Source organism: Paenibacillus tianmuensis (assembly GCF_900100345.1).
In the GTDB taxonomy this organism is placed as follows: domain Bacteria; phylum Bacillota; class Bacilli; order Paenibacillales; family NBRC-103111; genus Paenibacillus_G; species Paenibacillus_G tianmuensis.
Map to the genome: position 1 here is coordinate 63,281 of NZ_FMTT01000021.1, position 14,427 is coordinate 77,707.

Annotated in this window: 13 protein-coding genes and 1 riboswitch; of the genes, 7 read left to right on the forward strand and 6 right to left on the reverse strand. The window is 55.9% G+C overall.

Annotation, left to right across the window (positions count from 1 at the left end):
• Positions 1-64: 64 nt before the first annotated feature.
• The gene (locus BLO51_RS15155; protein WP_090673181.1) at positions 65-691 is read left to right on the forward strand and encodes a DUF975 family protein; all 627 of its coding nucleotides are present in this window, start codon (positions 65-67) and stop codon (positions 689-691) included.
• Between the two features lie 245 nt (positions 692-936).
• Here the strand turns inward: BLO51_RS15155 and BLO51_RS15160 are convergent, their stop codons facing one another.
• From BLO51_RS15160 to BLO51_RS15170, 3 genes are all read right to left on the reverse strand, one after another.
• Entirely contained in the window at positions 937-1,404 is a 468-nt protein-coding gene (locus BLO51_RS15160) for a C40 family peptidase (protein ID WP_090673183.1), read from the reverse strand.
• Between the two features lie 3 nt (positions 1,405-1,407).
• A riboswitch (cyclic di-AMP (ydaO/yuaA leader) is annotated at positions 1,408-1,544 on the reverse strand.
• A gap of 192 nt (positions 1,545-1,736) precedes the next feature.
• Positions 1,737-2,549 (reverse strand): hypothetical protein, encoded by an 813-nt coding sequence (locus BLO51_RS15165; protein WP_174551257.1) that lies wholly within the window; start codon positions 2,547-2,549, stop codon positions 1,737-1,739.
• Positions 2,550-2,559: 10 nt separating this feature from the next.
• Entirely contained in the window at positions 2,560-4,770 is a 2,211-nt protein-coding gene (locus BLO51_RS15170) for a M1 family metallopeptidase (RefSeq protein WP_090673187.1), read from the reverse strand.
• 228 nt (positions 4,771-4,998) lie between these two features.
• On the opposite strand from BLO51_RS15170, the gene BLO51_RS15175 reads away from it, so the two are divergent.
• Positions 4,999-5,526 carry a YwhD family protein gene (locus BLO51_RS15175; RefSeq protein WP_090673189.1) on the forward strand — a complete coding sequence of 176 codons (528 nt, stop codon included), beginning with the start codon at positions 4,999-5,001 and terminating at the stop codon, positions 5,524-5,526.
• Positions 5,527-5,701: 175 nt separating this feature from the next.
• Here the strand turns inward: BLO51_RS15175 and BLO51_RS15180 are convergent, their stop codons facing one another.
• Positions 5,702-7,759: a transglycosylase domain-containing protein gene (locus BLO51_RS15180; RefSeq protein ID WP_090673241.1), complete on the reverse strand. Its 2,058-nt coding sequence runs from the start codon at positions 7,757-7,759 to the stop codon at positions 5,702-5,704.
• Positions 7,760-8,051: 292 nt separating this feature from the next.
• Between BLO51_RS15180 and speE the strand changes: the two genes are divergently transcribed.
• The 3 genes from speE (at position 8,052) to BLO51_RS15195 (ending at position 10,559) form a co-directional block, all read left to right on the forward strand.
• Positions 8,052-8,879, forward strand: coding sequence for a polyamine aminopropyltransferase (gene speE, locus BLO51_RS15185; protein ID WP_090673191.1), 828 nt, complete (start codon positions 8,052-8,054; stop codon positions 8,877-8,879).
• 20 nt (positions 8,880-8,899) lie between these two features.
• Positions 8,900-9,769: an agmatinase gene (gene speB, locus BLO51_RS15190; RefSeq protein WP_090673193.1), complete on the forward strand. Its 870-nt coding sequence runs from the start codon at positions 8,900-8,902 to the stop codon at positions 9,767-9,769.
• A 157-nt stretch (positions 9,770-9,926) separates the two neighbouring features.
• Entirely contained in the window at positions 9,927-10,559 is a 633-nt protein-coding gene (locus BLO51_RS15195) for a DUF2238 domain-containing protein (protein WP_090673195.1), read from the forward strand.
• On the opposite strand, the gene BLO51_RS15200 is transcribed toward BLO51_RS15195, so the two are convergent.
• Complete coding sequence (locus tag BLO51_RS15200) at positions 10,540-11,415, reverse strand: metallophosphoesterase (protein WP_090673197.1); 876 nt, start codon at positions 11,413-11,415, stop codon at positions 10,540-10,542. The two genes, BLO51_RS15195 and BLO51_RS15200, sit on opposite strands and share 20 nt — an antisense overlap.
• A 264-nt stretch (positions 11,416-11,679) precedes the next feature.
• On the opposite strand from BLO51_RS15200, the gene BLO51_RS15205 reads away from it, so the two are divergent.
• Entirely contained in the window at positions 11,680-12,126 is a 447-nt protein-coding gene (locus tag BLO51_RS15205; RefSeq protein WP_090673199.1) for a YwiB family protein, read from the forward strand.
• A gap of 4 nt (positions 12,127-12,130) precedes the next feature.
• Here the strand turns inward: BLO51_RS15205 and BLO51_RS15210 are convergent, their stop codons facing one another.
• Entirely contained in the window at positions 12,131-13,297 is a 1,167-nt protein-coding gene (locus tag BLO51_RS15210) for a S8 family peptidase (protein ID WP_090673201.1), read from the reverse strand.
• 411 nt (positions 13,298-13,708) lie between these two features.
• Here BLO51_RS15210 and rpoE point away from each other — a divergent pair, with 411 nt between their 5' ends.
• Positions 13,709-14,296, forward strand: coding sequence for a DNA-directed RNA polymerase subunit delta (gene rpoE, locus BLO51_RS15215; RefSeq protein WP_090673203.1), 588 nt, complete (start codon positions 13,709-13,711; stop codon positions 14,294-14,296).
• Positions 14,297-14,427 lie beyond the last annotated feature (131 nt).

Sequence of the window (14,427 nt, forward strand, 5' to 3'; positions counted from 1 at the left end):
TGCCGAATGGACGGGAACCGTCGAATGCGCGTAAAAATTTTTTAGCGGGAGTGGAAGTTTGAGTATGCTGACAAATTCAGAGCTTCGCCGGATGGCGAGGGAAAGCTTGCAAGGGAACTGGGTGAACGCGGTTCTTGGCGTTTTCATTTATGGGGTGATTCTTTCCGTAATATCCTACATTCCGTTTATCGGATGGATTGGCACTCTGGTGATTACCGGACCTTTGACGTTCGGCCTGTTCGGTTATTTCCTGGGGACGGTTCGCGGCGAGTTGACGTCGGTCAGCAATTTGTTCGACGGGTTCAATAACAACCAGTTCGGGAATGCCTTGGTTTTAAATCTTGTGTCGGGCATCTTCATTTTCTTGTGGTCGCTGCTTCTTATCGTACCGGGGATTATTGCGGCTTTGGGCTACTCGCAAGCGTATTTCATTATGCGCGACAATCCGGGAATGCCGGCCCTCGAAGCGATGCGTCAAAGCAAGGAAATGATGAATGGACACAAGACCCGGCTGTTCATGCTTTACTTGAGCTTTATCGGGTGGATTCTGCTCGGGATGATTCCGTTCGGCCTTGGCTTGTTTTGGGTGCAACCGTACATCTATGCGGCCGTGGCTGCTTTCTACGAAGAATTAAAGAATCAGAATTTCGCCACACCCTATGAGGAAGCGCCTCGCAGCTATACTCTCTAATTTGCCATAACTGGCGGCACAGCCCTAGAGTGGGTCGCCGTCGCAGAGCGTATCACAAAAACAGAGCTGTCTCCGTCGAATGACGGCAGGCAGCTCTGTTTTTGTGGCGCTCCAACAGGTGTCCATCGCTAAAGACAGAAAGCCCTGCAGGCTTGTCCGGTCGGCTGTTCGATTGGAACGAACGCAGAGCAGGCAAACGCTGAGGGCTTTCGAAGGTACGGGAAACTTCCGTTCAGGTCATTACTTTACTTGTCCGTCATCACTTGCTTGTACTGCTCGTCCGACAGGACGCGCTTCGCCGTGACGTAACGCTTGGCGTAGTAGGATTCACTGAGTTTCGTGACGGTGACGCCTTGATCCGTAGCGGAGTGATAGAACTTGCCTCCGCCTACGTATACGCCTACATGGGAAATCCCTTTGCCATCGGTGTTAAAGAACACCAGGTCGCCGGGACGAAGCTGATCTTTGGCCACCTCGGTACCAAGCTCGGCTTGGCCTTTGGACGTATGCGGCAGATCCACGCCGAATTTGTCGAATACCCACGCAGTATAGCCCGAGCAATCGAAGCCTTTGGTCGTGGTGCCCGCGTATTTGTAAGGCGTGCCCACAGCCTCGTTAACCGCTGAGCTTAGTGGGGTTTCTGCAAAGACGCTGCCGACCGAAATGCTGCAAAACAGGGTTAAAGAAAATGCAAAACCTACAAGCTTTTTCAAAGAAGTTTCCCCTTCCGGTGCCTACGAGGTTAGCTTGAGGGTTCGGTTGAAGGTTCCCTATGATCACTCTACAGCGAGATCAATTCACCCAAAAATGGATCCCCCGTTTTCTGCGAACAGAAATTCGGCAAAATTTTCTTTTTTTAATTCCGAGTACATATATTCGAGCAAACATGACGTTTTCCTCCCTTTGTCACATAATTGTCACATGATCGATGTTTATTTATGAAACCTTATGCTTATAAGCCCAAAAAAAACGTCATCTCCCGGCGCTTTCGGAAGACGACGTTCCCATTATTTGGAATTATTTTACGTTTAGCGGGGGCTCCCGGTTAGGCCTTCTCCGCCCAAAGTGCATACTGCGTGCCGATCGCCCATACTTTGAAAAACATTTGCACCAGCCGGTACGCCTGCATGAGAACGAGCGCCGCGAAGCCCGCCCACCAGAAAGACGACACCATCACGGCGGCGGACAGCACAAGCGACAGAGCGGCGACCGCCAGTGCGGCTAGCGCAATGACCGGCAGATGCCGGAAAGCGAACAGCAGCGTGTACAGCGCGGACCTTCCGTCCGCTTTGCCGATCTGCAGGAACAGGAACAGCAGCTGCAGCAGGAACAGGTAGGCGGCGTACAAGGCCAAGGCGGGCAGCAGCGCTTGCCCCAGAGAAGCGTAGGATAGATGGATGGCGAATTGCTTCGCGGCGTGAGGCGCAAGCCAGTAGAGCGGACCGAGCGACAGAACGAGCTGGAGCGCATACAGCCCGAGGAACGGGAAGTACAGCTTGCGGATGCCGGCCACAAATCGGTAGCCAGCATTCAACTCCCCGTGCCGAAGGGAGTAGAAGACTCCTGCGTTCAGCGCGGGATGCAGCAGCATCCGGAGCCCAAGCAGGCCGAATCCCGTCCACAGGTACGGTACGATCAGGTCGGTTTTCATCAACTGAAACTGGCCCTCCACCCAGAACAGCCGTACCGATTCGCCGGGAAGCGCTCCGCCGGGATACCGGTGAAGGAGGGGAAGCACGACCGACTGAATGAGTTTATACAAGACGACGCCCCAGAGCAGATTGTACAAGAATAGCGCGAAGACGGCGAACGGCTGATGCCAGGCGATGCCCCAGCCCTTTTTGATCCGATTCCACATGTTCTTCACCTCACCAGACGACCCAGCCGAATAAGGTCTCCAAAAATTTGACGATCCCCATGTTCCATCGAACGGACAGCTTGGTGTCGACTACCGTTTTCATAAAGTTGTTGATCCGCTTGTTTTCCAGTACGATCGAATGCTGCGGGTCGAGCGATACCCAAGCGAGCGGAGAGGCGTGATTCAGCTTCATGATCACTTCGCTGTCGACACCGTCCCACGTCTTATCCAACTCCGAGCCGTCGGCGAAGTGAAAGCGGATCGGCACATTGTGGTAGGTTCCGCCCAGCTTGCGCAATTGCACGCTGTTCTCATAGACGGGCGGTCCGTTTTCGGTTGCTTTCCGGACCTTGATTCCGGTGACGGCATAGTCGACCATCATGCCGTTATAGATGTATTGATGGAAAAACTCCTGCCAGCTTGTTTTCGTTACGTCCTCGACCGTCCTTTGAAAATCGGCCGTCCCCGGATGCTTGAACTTCCAGCGCTGGAAATAGGTGCGCATAATTTTATCCATCGTCTCCAGCCCGGTCTGCCGTTCCATCGCCTTAAGCACAAGCTTGGCGCGGGTGTAGACGTTCTCGGCGTATTGATGGTGTCCGCCATAGTTCCACGAATGCAGCTTGAGCGGCGCCGGATTCGTAATGTAGCTCGATTCGACGAGCAGGTTCGGGCGTACACCGTATTCCGCTTCCATGATCCGGTCTTCGGCATACGAGGCGAAGCCTTCGTCGAGCCACGCTTCCTCGAACTCATTGCTGGCTACCATCCCGTACCAGAACTGATGACCGATCTCGTGCACGAGGACCCGTTCGAGCTCCAGCGTCGGGTTTTCTTCAGCGGCTCCCCAGGCGGTCACGAGCGTCGGATACTCCATGCCTCCGGCGCCGTTGCCGTCTGCGGGCGGTACGACGATCGACAAGGTCGAATACGGATAGCTGCCGTACCATTGGGAGTAGCGGGCGAGCGCTTTTTTGGCGGCGGTCATGTAGCGGGCCTTGAGACGCTCGTGCTTCGGATCGAGATACAGCTTGATGCGGACGCCGGGCAGATGGGGAGTCGCGTAAGGCTCTTCGAAAAAAACGAAATGCGGCGAGGCCGACCAGGCAAAATCATGCACGTCGTCGGCATAGAAGGTGTAGGTTCTCGTTTTGCCGTCGTCGGCGACAGGTTTGGTCGGAAAGCCGGTGGCCGCTACGGTATAAGCGGAGGGAACCTTCAGCTTGACGTCGAAGATGCCGAAGTCCGAATAAAATTCCGAGTTGCCGTGATACTGGTGCAAATTCCAGCCTTCGTCCGCCCGCCCGCGGACACCTTTGGGTTCATAGACGGCAACTTTCGGAAACCATTGGCCGGCCATGACGAAATCTCCGGCATACCCCATCCGGGCGAACACCTGCGGCAGCTTGACCGAAAAATCGGTGCGCAGCGTCACCTTCTCGCCGGGTCCGACCGCTTTGGGCAGCGGCACCTTGATCAGTGTTCTGTCATCTTTGTTGCCGTCGTCCGGATGGACGTATTCGATCCGGTCGCCGAGCTCGATTTCGTTGCCGTCCAGCGTCTTGATCGAGCTGACGGTCATGCCTCCGAAGCTGCCTTCCTTGCTCGCGTCCTGCCGCAGCCTTCCGCCGGACTCCTTCATGAAGGTCGATTTCTTCGATTCGAAGGCGTTCGGATACAAATGAAAATACAATTCCTGAACGGGGACGCTTCCAGGGTTTTTCCAGGTCAATGCCGAAGTGCCGCGGATCGATTTGCCTTGGGCGTCCAGCTCCGCACTCAGATGATATTCCACGATTCGCTCGCTAAGCGGCTTCGGAGCCGGCTTCTCCGCCGGGCGTGTAGGCAGGCTGGGCGGCGCGGGCGGAGGCGCGGCCGGTTCGTTCAGACGCGCGGTGGCCGGGAGAGCCCCGCCGGAGGGCAGGAAGATACCCGTAGACGAGCCGTCCGCTTGTCCCTTGGCGGAAGGCCAGCGGGGTGCGGCGACGACGGCGCGCCCCGTCGTCGAAGGGACGGGCTTGAGCATCGTCAGCGGGTTCGTCGGTTCGTCTACAGGAAAGACGGAAGGAATGGCGGCATCTGCGGGCAGCATCCACCCTGCTGCCGGTTTGAGCGGCTGCGGGCTGGATTCCGGCAGGACGTTCGTCAGCAGCGTGGCCGTGAAGGTAAGAGCAAAGATCGAGCCCCATGTTGCGATTCGGTAGCCGAGTCGTATTTTCATCCAATATTCACCCCGTTGACAAGCATCTACAGCATGTATATGTGGGGGGGACGAGGATTATTTCTACCGTACCGAAAAAGAATCGGCAGCTTTTCGCATGAGCCGAACTTGCCGGGGGAGCCTCTTTCTAGTACAATTTTGATATCCGCAGTTCAGGCTGCTGCTTGGTTGCAGCGGCTCGGGATATTTTGAAATAGCTTATTATCACGTGAAACAGGTGGTGCACGGATGGATATAAATGAACAAAACGCGCAGGCGGCGGACACGAAGAAGAAGCTGCCGACCTTGAACATCGTCAGCAGCAAGGAGACGAAGCACCGCGGCTTCGGGCAGGGCTCCATCGACCTGAGCCAGCTCTCCAGCGTCATTATCGACGGCGCGGAGGCGTATCTCGATCCGGGGGCGCTTCACGCGAAGAGCAAGGTGGAAAAAGGCATCAAGTTTACCGTAAACGCCGAGGAAGCGCCGAACGGCCGTCCGTGCTGGATCGTATGGGTGGCAGTCGATTTTAAGGAAGAGGGCAAGTACTATGCCGGTGTCACCTCTTGCGAGATGCGGGTCGATACCGAAGCGCGCAAGGGCTGGAAGCTGCTCGTCGACCATGTGAACCGGATGGATTATGCGCTTAAACGCCGCATTATGCTGGATAATCTTGGACCGGAGCAAAAAGCGGCGCTGAAGCAATTGCTGGTCGATAACGATCCGGACATGTGGCAGCGTTCCGAAGCTGCGCTGCATGAAGCGCTGGCTAATTAAATTTTTGTACATTATGTGACGGTCATTGAACCGTTTACAATAACGATGTATACTAATGGCTAGTATATACATCATATACTAGGACAGCAAAAAGGCAGACCGTAGGTCTGCCTTTTTGTGTTTCCGCTATCAGAAGGCTTTCCGCCTCGCGCCATCCTCATTCTTATCCCGGTTTTTAGCTGCTCCACCAGCGCTTCAGGTCTTCCCACCAGGAGCGCTTTTGCTTTCCTTTGCCAGCTTTGCCCGCGTCGCTCTTCCCAGGCTGCTGTGTGCAGTATTCCGTCGGTTCCGTTCCTTGAACGAACGTCTCCAGCCGCGAGCCGGGACAGTCGTCGTTCGCCAGCTTGCCTGTCGCCGGATCGACATAGACGCTCACGACACCCTCCGGTACCGGGAACAGCTTCGGCGGCACCGATTCCAGCGTCCGCTCCGTAAACTCTGCGAAGAGCGGAGCGGCTAAGTGCGATTCGACGTTGTTGATGTTGCGCCCTTTGTCATAGCCCACCCAGACGGCGGTCGACAGCTCGGGTGTATAGCCGACGAGCCAGGCGTCCGTGTCCGTCGTGCCGGTTTTGCCCGCTACGGGGCGCTTCAGCACGCTGGACACGCGGCTGCCCGTGCCGCCTTGGTCGAAGACGCTCTCCATCAGCTGCGTCAACACATAGGTATATGCGGGCTCAAGGACCGTTTCCTGCTTCGGATTTGCCTCGTACAGCACCCGCCCGCGGCGGTCCTCGATGCGCACGATAGCCGTCGGCTCGACGCGCACGCCTTGGTTGGCGAGGATGCCGAAGGCCGAAGCCATCTCGTAAGGGCTGACGGGGAACGTGCCCAGCGCGAGCGAAGGCATCGGCTTCATCGGACTCGTGATCCCCATTCGGCGGGCCATTTCAATGACGCGGTCCGGCCCCGTTTCCAGCACCGTATGCACGGCGTAGATGTTGTCCGATTTGGCGATAGCCGTTCGCATATCGATCCAATCGTAATAGGCACTGCCGAAGTTGTTCGGCGTATACGTTTGCCGTCCCTGATCGTAGGTAAATGTCGTCGGCTCGCTTTTGTAGCGGGTGCCTGGAGTGAATCCCTTTTCCTTCAGCGCCGTCAAATACACGATCGGCTTGAACGAGGACCCCGGCTGCCGCGTGCTGGACAGCGCCCGGTTGTATTGGTTTTGGGCGTAATTGCGTCCGCCGACCATCGCTTTGACATACCCGGTGCGCGGATCGATGGCGACAAGCGCCGCCTGCAGCTCCGGATATTTTTCCAGCTGCTTCGCCACGACCTCCTCGGCGACGGCCTGCGCCTTTAAGTCCATCGTCGTATAAATCCGCAGACCGCTTTCGACGAATTCCTTGTCTTCGAGGCCAAGCAGATCGGCTGCCGCGCCCCGCACATAGTCGCGGAAGTAGGGGGCTGTTACCGCTTTTTTATGCTCCTCCAGCGGCAGAATGAGCAGCTTCTCCTTCGCCGCTTGGTCCGCCTCGTTTTGCGGGATGTAACCGGCTTCCACCATGGTCTGCAGCACCGTTTTTTGCCGGTCGAGCGCACTGTCCATATCGTAATAAGGCGAATAATAACGCGGTCCTTTCGGGATGCCGGCGAGTAGTGCGCTTTCGGCCAGCGTCAGGTCTTTGGCCTCTTTCCCGAAGAAGAGCTTCGCCGCCGCCCCGATGCCGTACGTCGCATGCCCGTAATAAATTTGATTCAAATATCGCTCCAGAATTTGGTCCTTGCTCATTTGCAGTTCCATCTGCACGGCGTAATACGTTTCCTTGATTTTGCGGCTCCACGTCCGCTCGTGCGACAAGTACAGATTGCGCGCGAGCTGCTGCGTGATCGTGCCGGCCCCCTGCACCTTGGACATATGCTGCAAGTTGATCCAAGCCGCCCGGACGATCCCCTTCGGATCGAACCCGTAGTGCTGGTAAAACGTGCGGTCCTCCACGGCCAGCGTTGCATCAAGCAGCTTCGGGGAAATGTCCTTCAGCGATACGCTCTGCCGGTTTTTCACTGCGCCGTACGCTTCGATCATCTCGCCGTGCACGTCGTACATCTCCGATGCTGCCTCTGTCTTGGACACGGGAAGCGCCTGCGAGCGCATGAACAGCAGCAGCACGATCATGATTCCGGCGCCAAGCAGCAGGCACGTAAACGAAAACGACAGCCACGCTTTGAGCAGCCGGGCGAAGCGGAACGTTCCGCCGTCTTCCGGCGCAGGCTGTTTTTTGGGCATGTCCGACACGTTCCGTCAGCTCCTTCCGTCTTTCCGCCGATGCATTTCGTCTCTATTCCCAGTATGGAAAAACATAGCATTACCTATTCACGTGGGACAAGCGGAAACGTTAAATTTTTTCGAAAAACGGGCGGAACGCCCCTCTTTGTATTTGCAATTTCGGGGAGATACTCTATAATACAATTTGACATGCCAGAGACAAGCTGAAACCTTGGAAAAAAGCAGATGTCCGCCCGTCTTCCGGCCCTTGTACGGCCGGCCCTAACGAACCGAATGAAAGGTGGAATTACATATGGAATTATGGTACACGGAGAAACAAACCGATAACTTTGGCATTACGGCGAAAATCAGCAAAACGTATGTCACCGAAAAAACCGACTTCCAGGATCTCGCGATGATCGAGACGGAAGAATGGGGCACAATGCTCGTGCTCGACGGCATGGTCATGACGACCGTGAAGGACGAGTTCGTCTATCATGAGATGGTTGCGCATCCGGCGCTCTATACGCATCCGAATCCGAAGCACGTGCTCGTGGTCGGTGGCGGCGACGGCGGCGTGATCCGCGAAGTCATGAAGCACCCGGAAGTGGAAAAAGCGGTGCTGGTCGACATCGACGGCAAAGTTATCGAGTACTCCAAGCAGTACTTACCGACCATCGCAGGCGAACTGGACAACCCGCGCGTGGAAGTGCTCGTGAACGACGGCTACATGCACATCCACGATCATAAGAACACGTACGACGTGATCATGGTCGATTCCACCGAGCCGGTCGGTCCGGCAGTGAACCTGTTCACCCAGGGCTTCTATAAAGGCATCTACGACGCCCTGAAGGAAGACGGCATTTTCGTGGCCCAAACGGACAATCCGTGGTTCAAAGCGGATCTGATCCAAAACGTCAACCGCGACGTGAAGCAAATTTTCCCGATCGTCCGCGTCTACTGCGCGAACATTCCGACGTATCCGAGCGGCCTCTGGACCTTCACCATGGGCAGCAAAAAGCACGATCCGCTCGCCGTCGACGAAACGAAAATTCCGGAAATCGACACGAAGTACTATTCGCCGCGTCTGCATAAGGCGGCTTTCGTACTACCGAAATTCGTGGAAGATTTGACGAAGTAAGCGGAGGAGACCAACGACAGATGAAACTCGATCAAAAATATTCCGGCAATGTGTTCATTCTAAGCTCGGACGACTATGCGGCGTCCTGCGCCGTCATCTACGGCATGCCGATGGACTATACCGTCAGCTTCCGTCCCGGCTCCCGATTCGGCCCTTCGCGCATCCGCGAGGTGTCGATCGGTCTGGAGGAATACAGCCCGTATTTGGATAAAAGTTTGGAAGACATCACTTATTTCGACGCAGGCGACCTGCTGCTGCCGTTCGGCAACCCGGGCCGCAGCCTCGACGTTATCGGTGAATACGTGCGCGGACTGCTGGCCGACGGCAAATTCCCGCTCGGCCTTGGCGGCGAGCATCTCGTTTCGTGGCCGGTCATCCAAGAGGTATACGCGAAATACCCGGATCTTGCGCTCATTCACATCGATGCGCATGCCGATCTGCGCGAGCAGTACGAGGGCGAGCCGTTGTCTCACTCGACGCCAGTCCGCAAAGCGGCGCTGCTCATGGGCGGCAAGAACGTTTACCAATTCGGCATCCGTTCCGGCTCCCGCGAGGAATTCAAGTTCGGACGCGAGAATATCAACTTCTATCCGTTCGAGGTGTTGGAGCCGCTCAAGAAGGTGCTGCCGGAGCTGGCCGGACGTCCGGTTTATTTGACGATTGACATCGACGTGCTCGATCCGATGTGCGCCCCAGGCACCGGTACCGCCGAAGCGGGCGGCATCACGTCCAAGGAGCTGCTTGGGGCGATTCATGCGATGGCCGCCTCCGAATTGAACTTCGTCGGCGCCGATCTCGTCGAAGTGGCCCCGGCGTACGACCCGACGGAGCAGACCCAGATCGTCGCCAGCAAGCTGATTCGCGAAATGCTGCTCGGCTTGGTGAAGTAATCGAATAACGCGGAAGTGCCGCCGCCATGTTGCCCCTCGCGGGAAGCATGGCGGCTTTTTACGTTCGCTTCCCGCCCGGTACTAGGCGAAATTAGTACTTATCCCTCCCGTTGGATGCGGCCTACAATAGAGCCATAAAGAGAGGGGGGGCTTACGTTTGAATGCGACAAAATCATTGGCGGCAACAACAAAACCTGCGTTTCCGGTTTTCGTCCTGCTGGCGTATGGGGTATTCTGGGCATGGATGGCGATAGCGCCGGCAAGCCGGTTCGACTGGCTGCTGGAAAATTTGCTGGTCTTTCTGTGTGTGGGGGTGCTGATCGGAACCTACCGATGGTTTCCGCTCAGTCACAGTTCTTATGTGGGGATTGCTTTGTTTTTGGCGCTTCATACGTACGGGTCGCACGGCTCCTACGGCGCGACGCCGATCGATCCGCTGCTGCAGCTGCTGTTCGGCGGGGGGCGTCTGCCTTATGACCGGCTGGTGCATCTGGCTTACGGAGTGATGCTGGCTGGACCGATCAGGGAAGCGCTTATGAGGCTCGCGGGCTTGAGAGGATTTGCGGCAGATGCGCTTGCTGTCGCCGTCGTGCTGGCCACCGGCGCATTTTACGAATTGATCGAGATGTGGGTCGCTGGACTGGTGGCCCCGGAGATGGGCGCGCTGTTTCTTGGATCGCAAGGCGATCCGTGGGACGCGCAGCACGATATGGAGCTTGAGCTGTTCGGGGCTGCGGCGGTATTGGGGATGGGGGCCTTGCTGCGCCGCTTTAACCTTTTCGCAAAGTAAACACCGTCAGCTCCGGACGGCATAGAAAGCGAACGGGATGTGTGGAAACGCCGATGCCCCGGTTGACGAACAATTGCAGTTTGCCGGCGCCAAGAACGTAATGCCCGAGGACATACTTCCTCCCGAATTTCGGCGTCATCACATGCCCGTAGAACGGCAGTCGCACTTGACCTCCGTGGCTATGTCCTGACAGCTGAAAGTCCACCGGATAGTGTACGGCAATATCGGCAAAATCGGGGCAATGCGACAGCAAAATGACGAAGTCCTCCGGTTTAACGCGGGCCAGCGCTTTGTTTATGTCTGGATTTCCTTTCCATTGGTCGTCTATGCCTGCCATGACCATGCTGCTCCCCTGATGTTGAACCCGGACCATCTTATTGGTCAGGAGCTCGAAAGCGGCGTTTTTTAATAGAGCTTGGACTTGCCAAGGTTCCTTAAAATCGTGATTGCCCAGCACCGCATATTTACCCAGTGGAGGCCTGAGCTCTGAGAGTACGCGGGCGTAGGCGAAACCATCGGGTCCGACGGTTTCGTCCACCAGATCTCCGGTAAAGCATACGATATCCGGTTGAATCCGGTTGATCAGTTCGATCAGTTCCGACAAATCTTTCGTATCAAAATGAAAGCCGAGATGCACGTCGCTGAACTGGACTACTTTTATTCCGTCCATCTGTTGGGGCAGTCTTGCGAAAGACAGCGTATATTCTGTAACTTCCAGCCATTTCGGCTCGGCGTAACGGGCGTATCCGTAGGTGGCTCCGGGCAGGGCAACGAGTCCGGCGGCGGTTAACGTCAATGTTTTCAGAAATGATCTTCTTGACAATTTTTTATTGCGGTTGCTTTCGTTGGAATCCATGGGAATGAGCAATCTCCTCGGGATGGATTGACTGGCAGTCTCTCAAAGCCGCCGACGCTTACTATAACAGACGTAGGAAGGCTTCATTTGGTTTCCATAAATGGAAAGCCATTATGCCTATACCATCTTAGCAAGAATAAGGAGCCTTGCAAACCGCCGCCTCCCGCCAGGTCTGGGCTTGTCCGGGAACGGAAGAAGTCCTGTCCGCGGACTTCTTTTTTTTGTACAATAGGAAGATCACAGCAGGACGGGAGAGAAAGCGAAATGACGGAAAAACAGCAGCCTGGCGCCGGCAAGCGGGCCGTACGCATTACGCTCGAAAGCGACAGCGGCGGGGAACGGATCGTGCGGCAGATGACAGGCGAATGGTTCCCGAAAGGACGGCACGCGTACCTCCGGTATGCGGAGCCTCCGGAAGCGGAGATGGGCCGTACGGTAACGACCGTCCGGGTGGAACAGGGGGAAGTGCGGATTGTCCGGCACGGGGACGTATCCTTCGAGCAGACGTTCGCTCCGGACCGGCGGTATTACGGCTATCTTCAGACCCCTCAAGGGCGGATTGAGTTGGAGACGCTCACCCAAACGCTGGACGTTGCCGCGGAAGGAGCAGATGCGCTGCTTACCGTCCGCTGGAGCTATGAGCTGTCAGTGATGGGGCAAACGCCCGAACACTGCAGCATATGTCTAACCGCCATACCCGTACCGGAGTGAGCGTTTATTTGGATACGGCGGATACGCTTCGAAAGGCGTGAATTTCCTTGGCGCCGGTTATCGTTTTGCGCGATTTTACGATATAGCGGGCATGCTTGCGCAGCAAATTTTTAATTCGCAGCGGCTTGAGATCGGGCTTTTTCGCGAGCATCAGCGCAATAACCCCTGTGACATGGGAGGTTGCCATGGATGTACCGCTGAGCTCGTGATACTTGCCCCGCAGCCAGGTGGAGTATACTTTTTCCCCGGGCGCGTAAATGTTAATCTGTTTGCCGATATTGCTGAAGGGGGCAATCCGGCCTTTGCGGGTCGTCGCTCCGACGGCGATCACTTGCCGCAGCCGGGCGGGGTAGTCGACCTCGGCCTGATTGCCTTCGTTGCCCGAGGAGGCTACAACGATGATGCCGCTCCGGTAGGCGCTGAGCACCGCCGCTTCCAGCGCTTTGCTGTACGTTTTCATACCGAAGCTCATATTGATGATATCGACGCCGCTGGAGACGCACCAGTCAATGCCTCCGATAATATCGGAGACGAACGCGCCGCCGTGCTGATCGAAAGCCTTTACCGGATGAAGAATGGCCTGCGGCGCCACGCCGATAATGCCCCGATGCCGGGTGTACGCCGCGATCGTACCCGCGATATGCGTACCGTGGCCGTTGTCGTCAACCGGCGACAGCTGACGGTTCAAAATATTGACGCCCCGCGACAAACAGTGGCGAAGGTCGGGATGCGTATAATCCGCGCCCGTATCGATGACGCCGATGCGGACTTGTTCCCCGCGCGATTTGTTCCACGCCTGCGGGGCCCGAATATGGCGGATTCCCCAAGGGATGACGGCCTTGGCGGGCGATTTTTTTTCTTCGCCAGAAGGCAGAGCGGACGAAGCATGGCCCAGGGCATGCAGCTTAATGCGTGTATCCGGCTCGATCGAGCGGATAAAAGGGGCCGAAACCGCTTCGCTGCCGGTCCGAAGCGTGCAGGAGATGGCGCGGATAAGACGGAGCGGCTGAATCAGATGCAGCCGGGGCAGCAATTTTCGTTGCCGGCCGATTTGCCGGGCGAAAGTGGCATAATCCCGGTCGTTCAGAAAGCGGATAATATGCCGCTTTTCGGTCCCCTCGGAGCCTTCCATGGCTTCGTGAAGCCATGACACGAACGTCGACGGATTCATGTCGTTCCCTCCCACAGGCTCGGAAATTCCTTTTTGTATCGTATGAGGGACCGAAAGCTTCCGTATGAGCGCATGGCCTTATTCAAAAAATAATTAGGTGCGTGACCGTGTCAAAGCGAAAGCGGGCACATACCATAATTAGGGGAGGGTCTGGCACTCCTCCGTCTTTCATTCAGCAGGGGCAAAAGACAGCCGCCGATGGGTTCCTTGTCTTTTGCGGGTACAGTCGGAACAAGGATCACGCCTGCAGCGGATGGCGCCGAGCGCGAAAGAGCTGCCGATGCGGTCCTTGTTTCCGTTTCGGGAAATGCCGTGCAGCCAGTTGCTTTTTTACATAAAATAAGGTTTACTTATTGATGATAGTGGATAGTTTAGTGGTAGTTAAAGACGTTGGAAGGGATGTGCCCCGAAATGAGTGCTCAAAACTTACTGCTTAAAATCGGCGCAGAGCAAGCCAAGGAAATGCCTATGGTCGACCTCGCCTTTGAGCTTCTGAAAGCGGCCAACACGCCGTATTACTATCGGGATTTGATGACGGAGATTGCCAAAATCAAAGGTCTGTCCGATGACGAAGTCATGCAGGTCATTGCGCAATTATATACGGAGATTAATATCGACGGCCGCTTTGCGTGCGTCGGCACCAATCTGTGGGGATTGAAACGCTGGTATCCTGTCGAGAAGTCCGAGGATTCGGTGGGCAGCGGCAAGCGTCCGCGCATCATTAACGACGAGGATGACGATCTGGACGACGAGGATCTGTTCGCCGAGGAAGAAGACGTGTTCGTCGAAGAAGAATACGATTCGTTCGATACGCCTCGCGACGACGATTTTGAGGCGGAAGAAGAAGTCGAGGAAGAAACCGAGTTTTTTGAAGACGAAGAACTCGACGAAGAGAACTTGGACGAGGAAGAGTCCGAAGAGGATCCGGAAGATTTGGGCGATGACGACGATCGTACGGACGACGAGGACGACAAGGACGATAAGGATGACAAGAAATAAAATAGGCTTGTCCTTGACAGCCGGGACCGTTCAGAGTAAACTATTTTCTGGGCTTTAGATGGAACTTTACGAACCTTAATGACTTTTGATGAAAAGTGCCCCCTATTTACGGGGGCTTTTTCTTTTTGTGT

Coding starts and splice junctions, on each gene's coding strand:
- BLO51_RS15155 (WP_090673181.1), top strand. CDS start 65: ATGCTGACAAATTCAGAGCTTCGCCGGATGGCGAGGGAAAGCTTGCAA.
- BLO51_RS15165 (WP_174551257.1), bottom strand. CDS start 2,549: ATGTGGAATCGGATCAAAAAGGGCTGGGGCATCGCCTGGCATCAGCCG.
- BLO51_RS15170 (WP_090673187.1), bottom strand. CDS start 4,770: ATGAAAATACGACTCGGCTACCGAATCGCAACATGGGGCTCGATCTTT.
- BLO51_RS15175 (WP_090673189.1), top strand. CDS start 4,999: ATGGATATAAATGAACAAAACGCGCAGGCGGCGGACACGAAGAAGAAG.
- BLO51_RS15180 (WP_090673241.1), bottom strand. CDS start 7,759: ATGCCCAAAAAACAGCCTGCGCCGGAAGACGGCGGAACGTTCCGCTTC.
- speE (WP_090673191.1), top strand. CDS start 8,052: ATGGAATTATGGTACACGGAGAAACAAACCGATAACTTTGGCATTACG.
- speB (WP_090673193.1), top strand. CDS start 8,900: ATGAAACTCGATCAAAAATATTCCGGCAATGTGTTCATTCTAAGCTCG.
- BLO51_RS15200 (WP_090673197.1), bottom strand. CDS start 11,415: ATGGATTCCAACGAAAGCAACCGCAATAAAAAATTGTCAAGAAGATCA.
- BLO51_RS15205 (WP_090673199.1), top strand. CDS start 11,680: ATGACGGAAAAACAGCAGCCTGGCGCCGGCAAGCGGGCCGTACGCATT.
- BLO51_RS15210 (WP_090673201.1), bottom strand. CDS start 13,297: ATGAATCCGTCGACGTTCGTGTCATGGCTTCACGAAGCCATGGAAGGC.
- rpoE (WP_090673203.1), top strand. CDS start 13,709: ATGAGTGCTCAAAACTTACTGCTTAAAATCGGCGCAGAGCAAGCCAAG.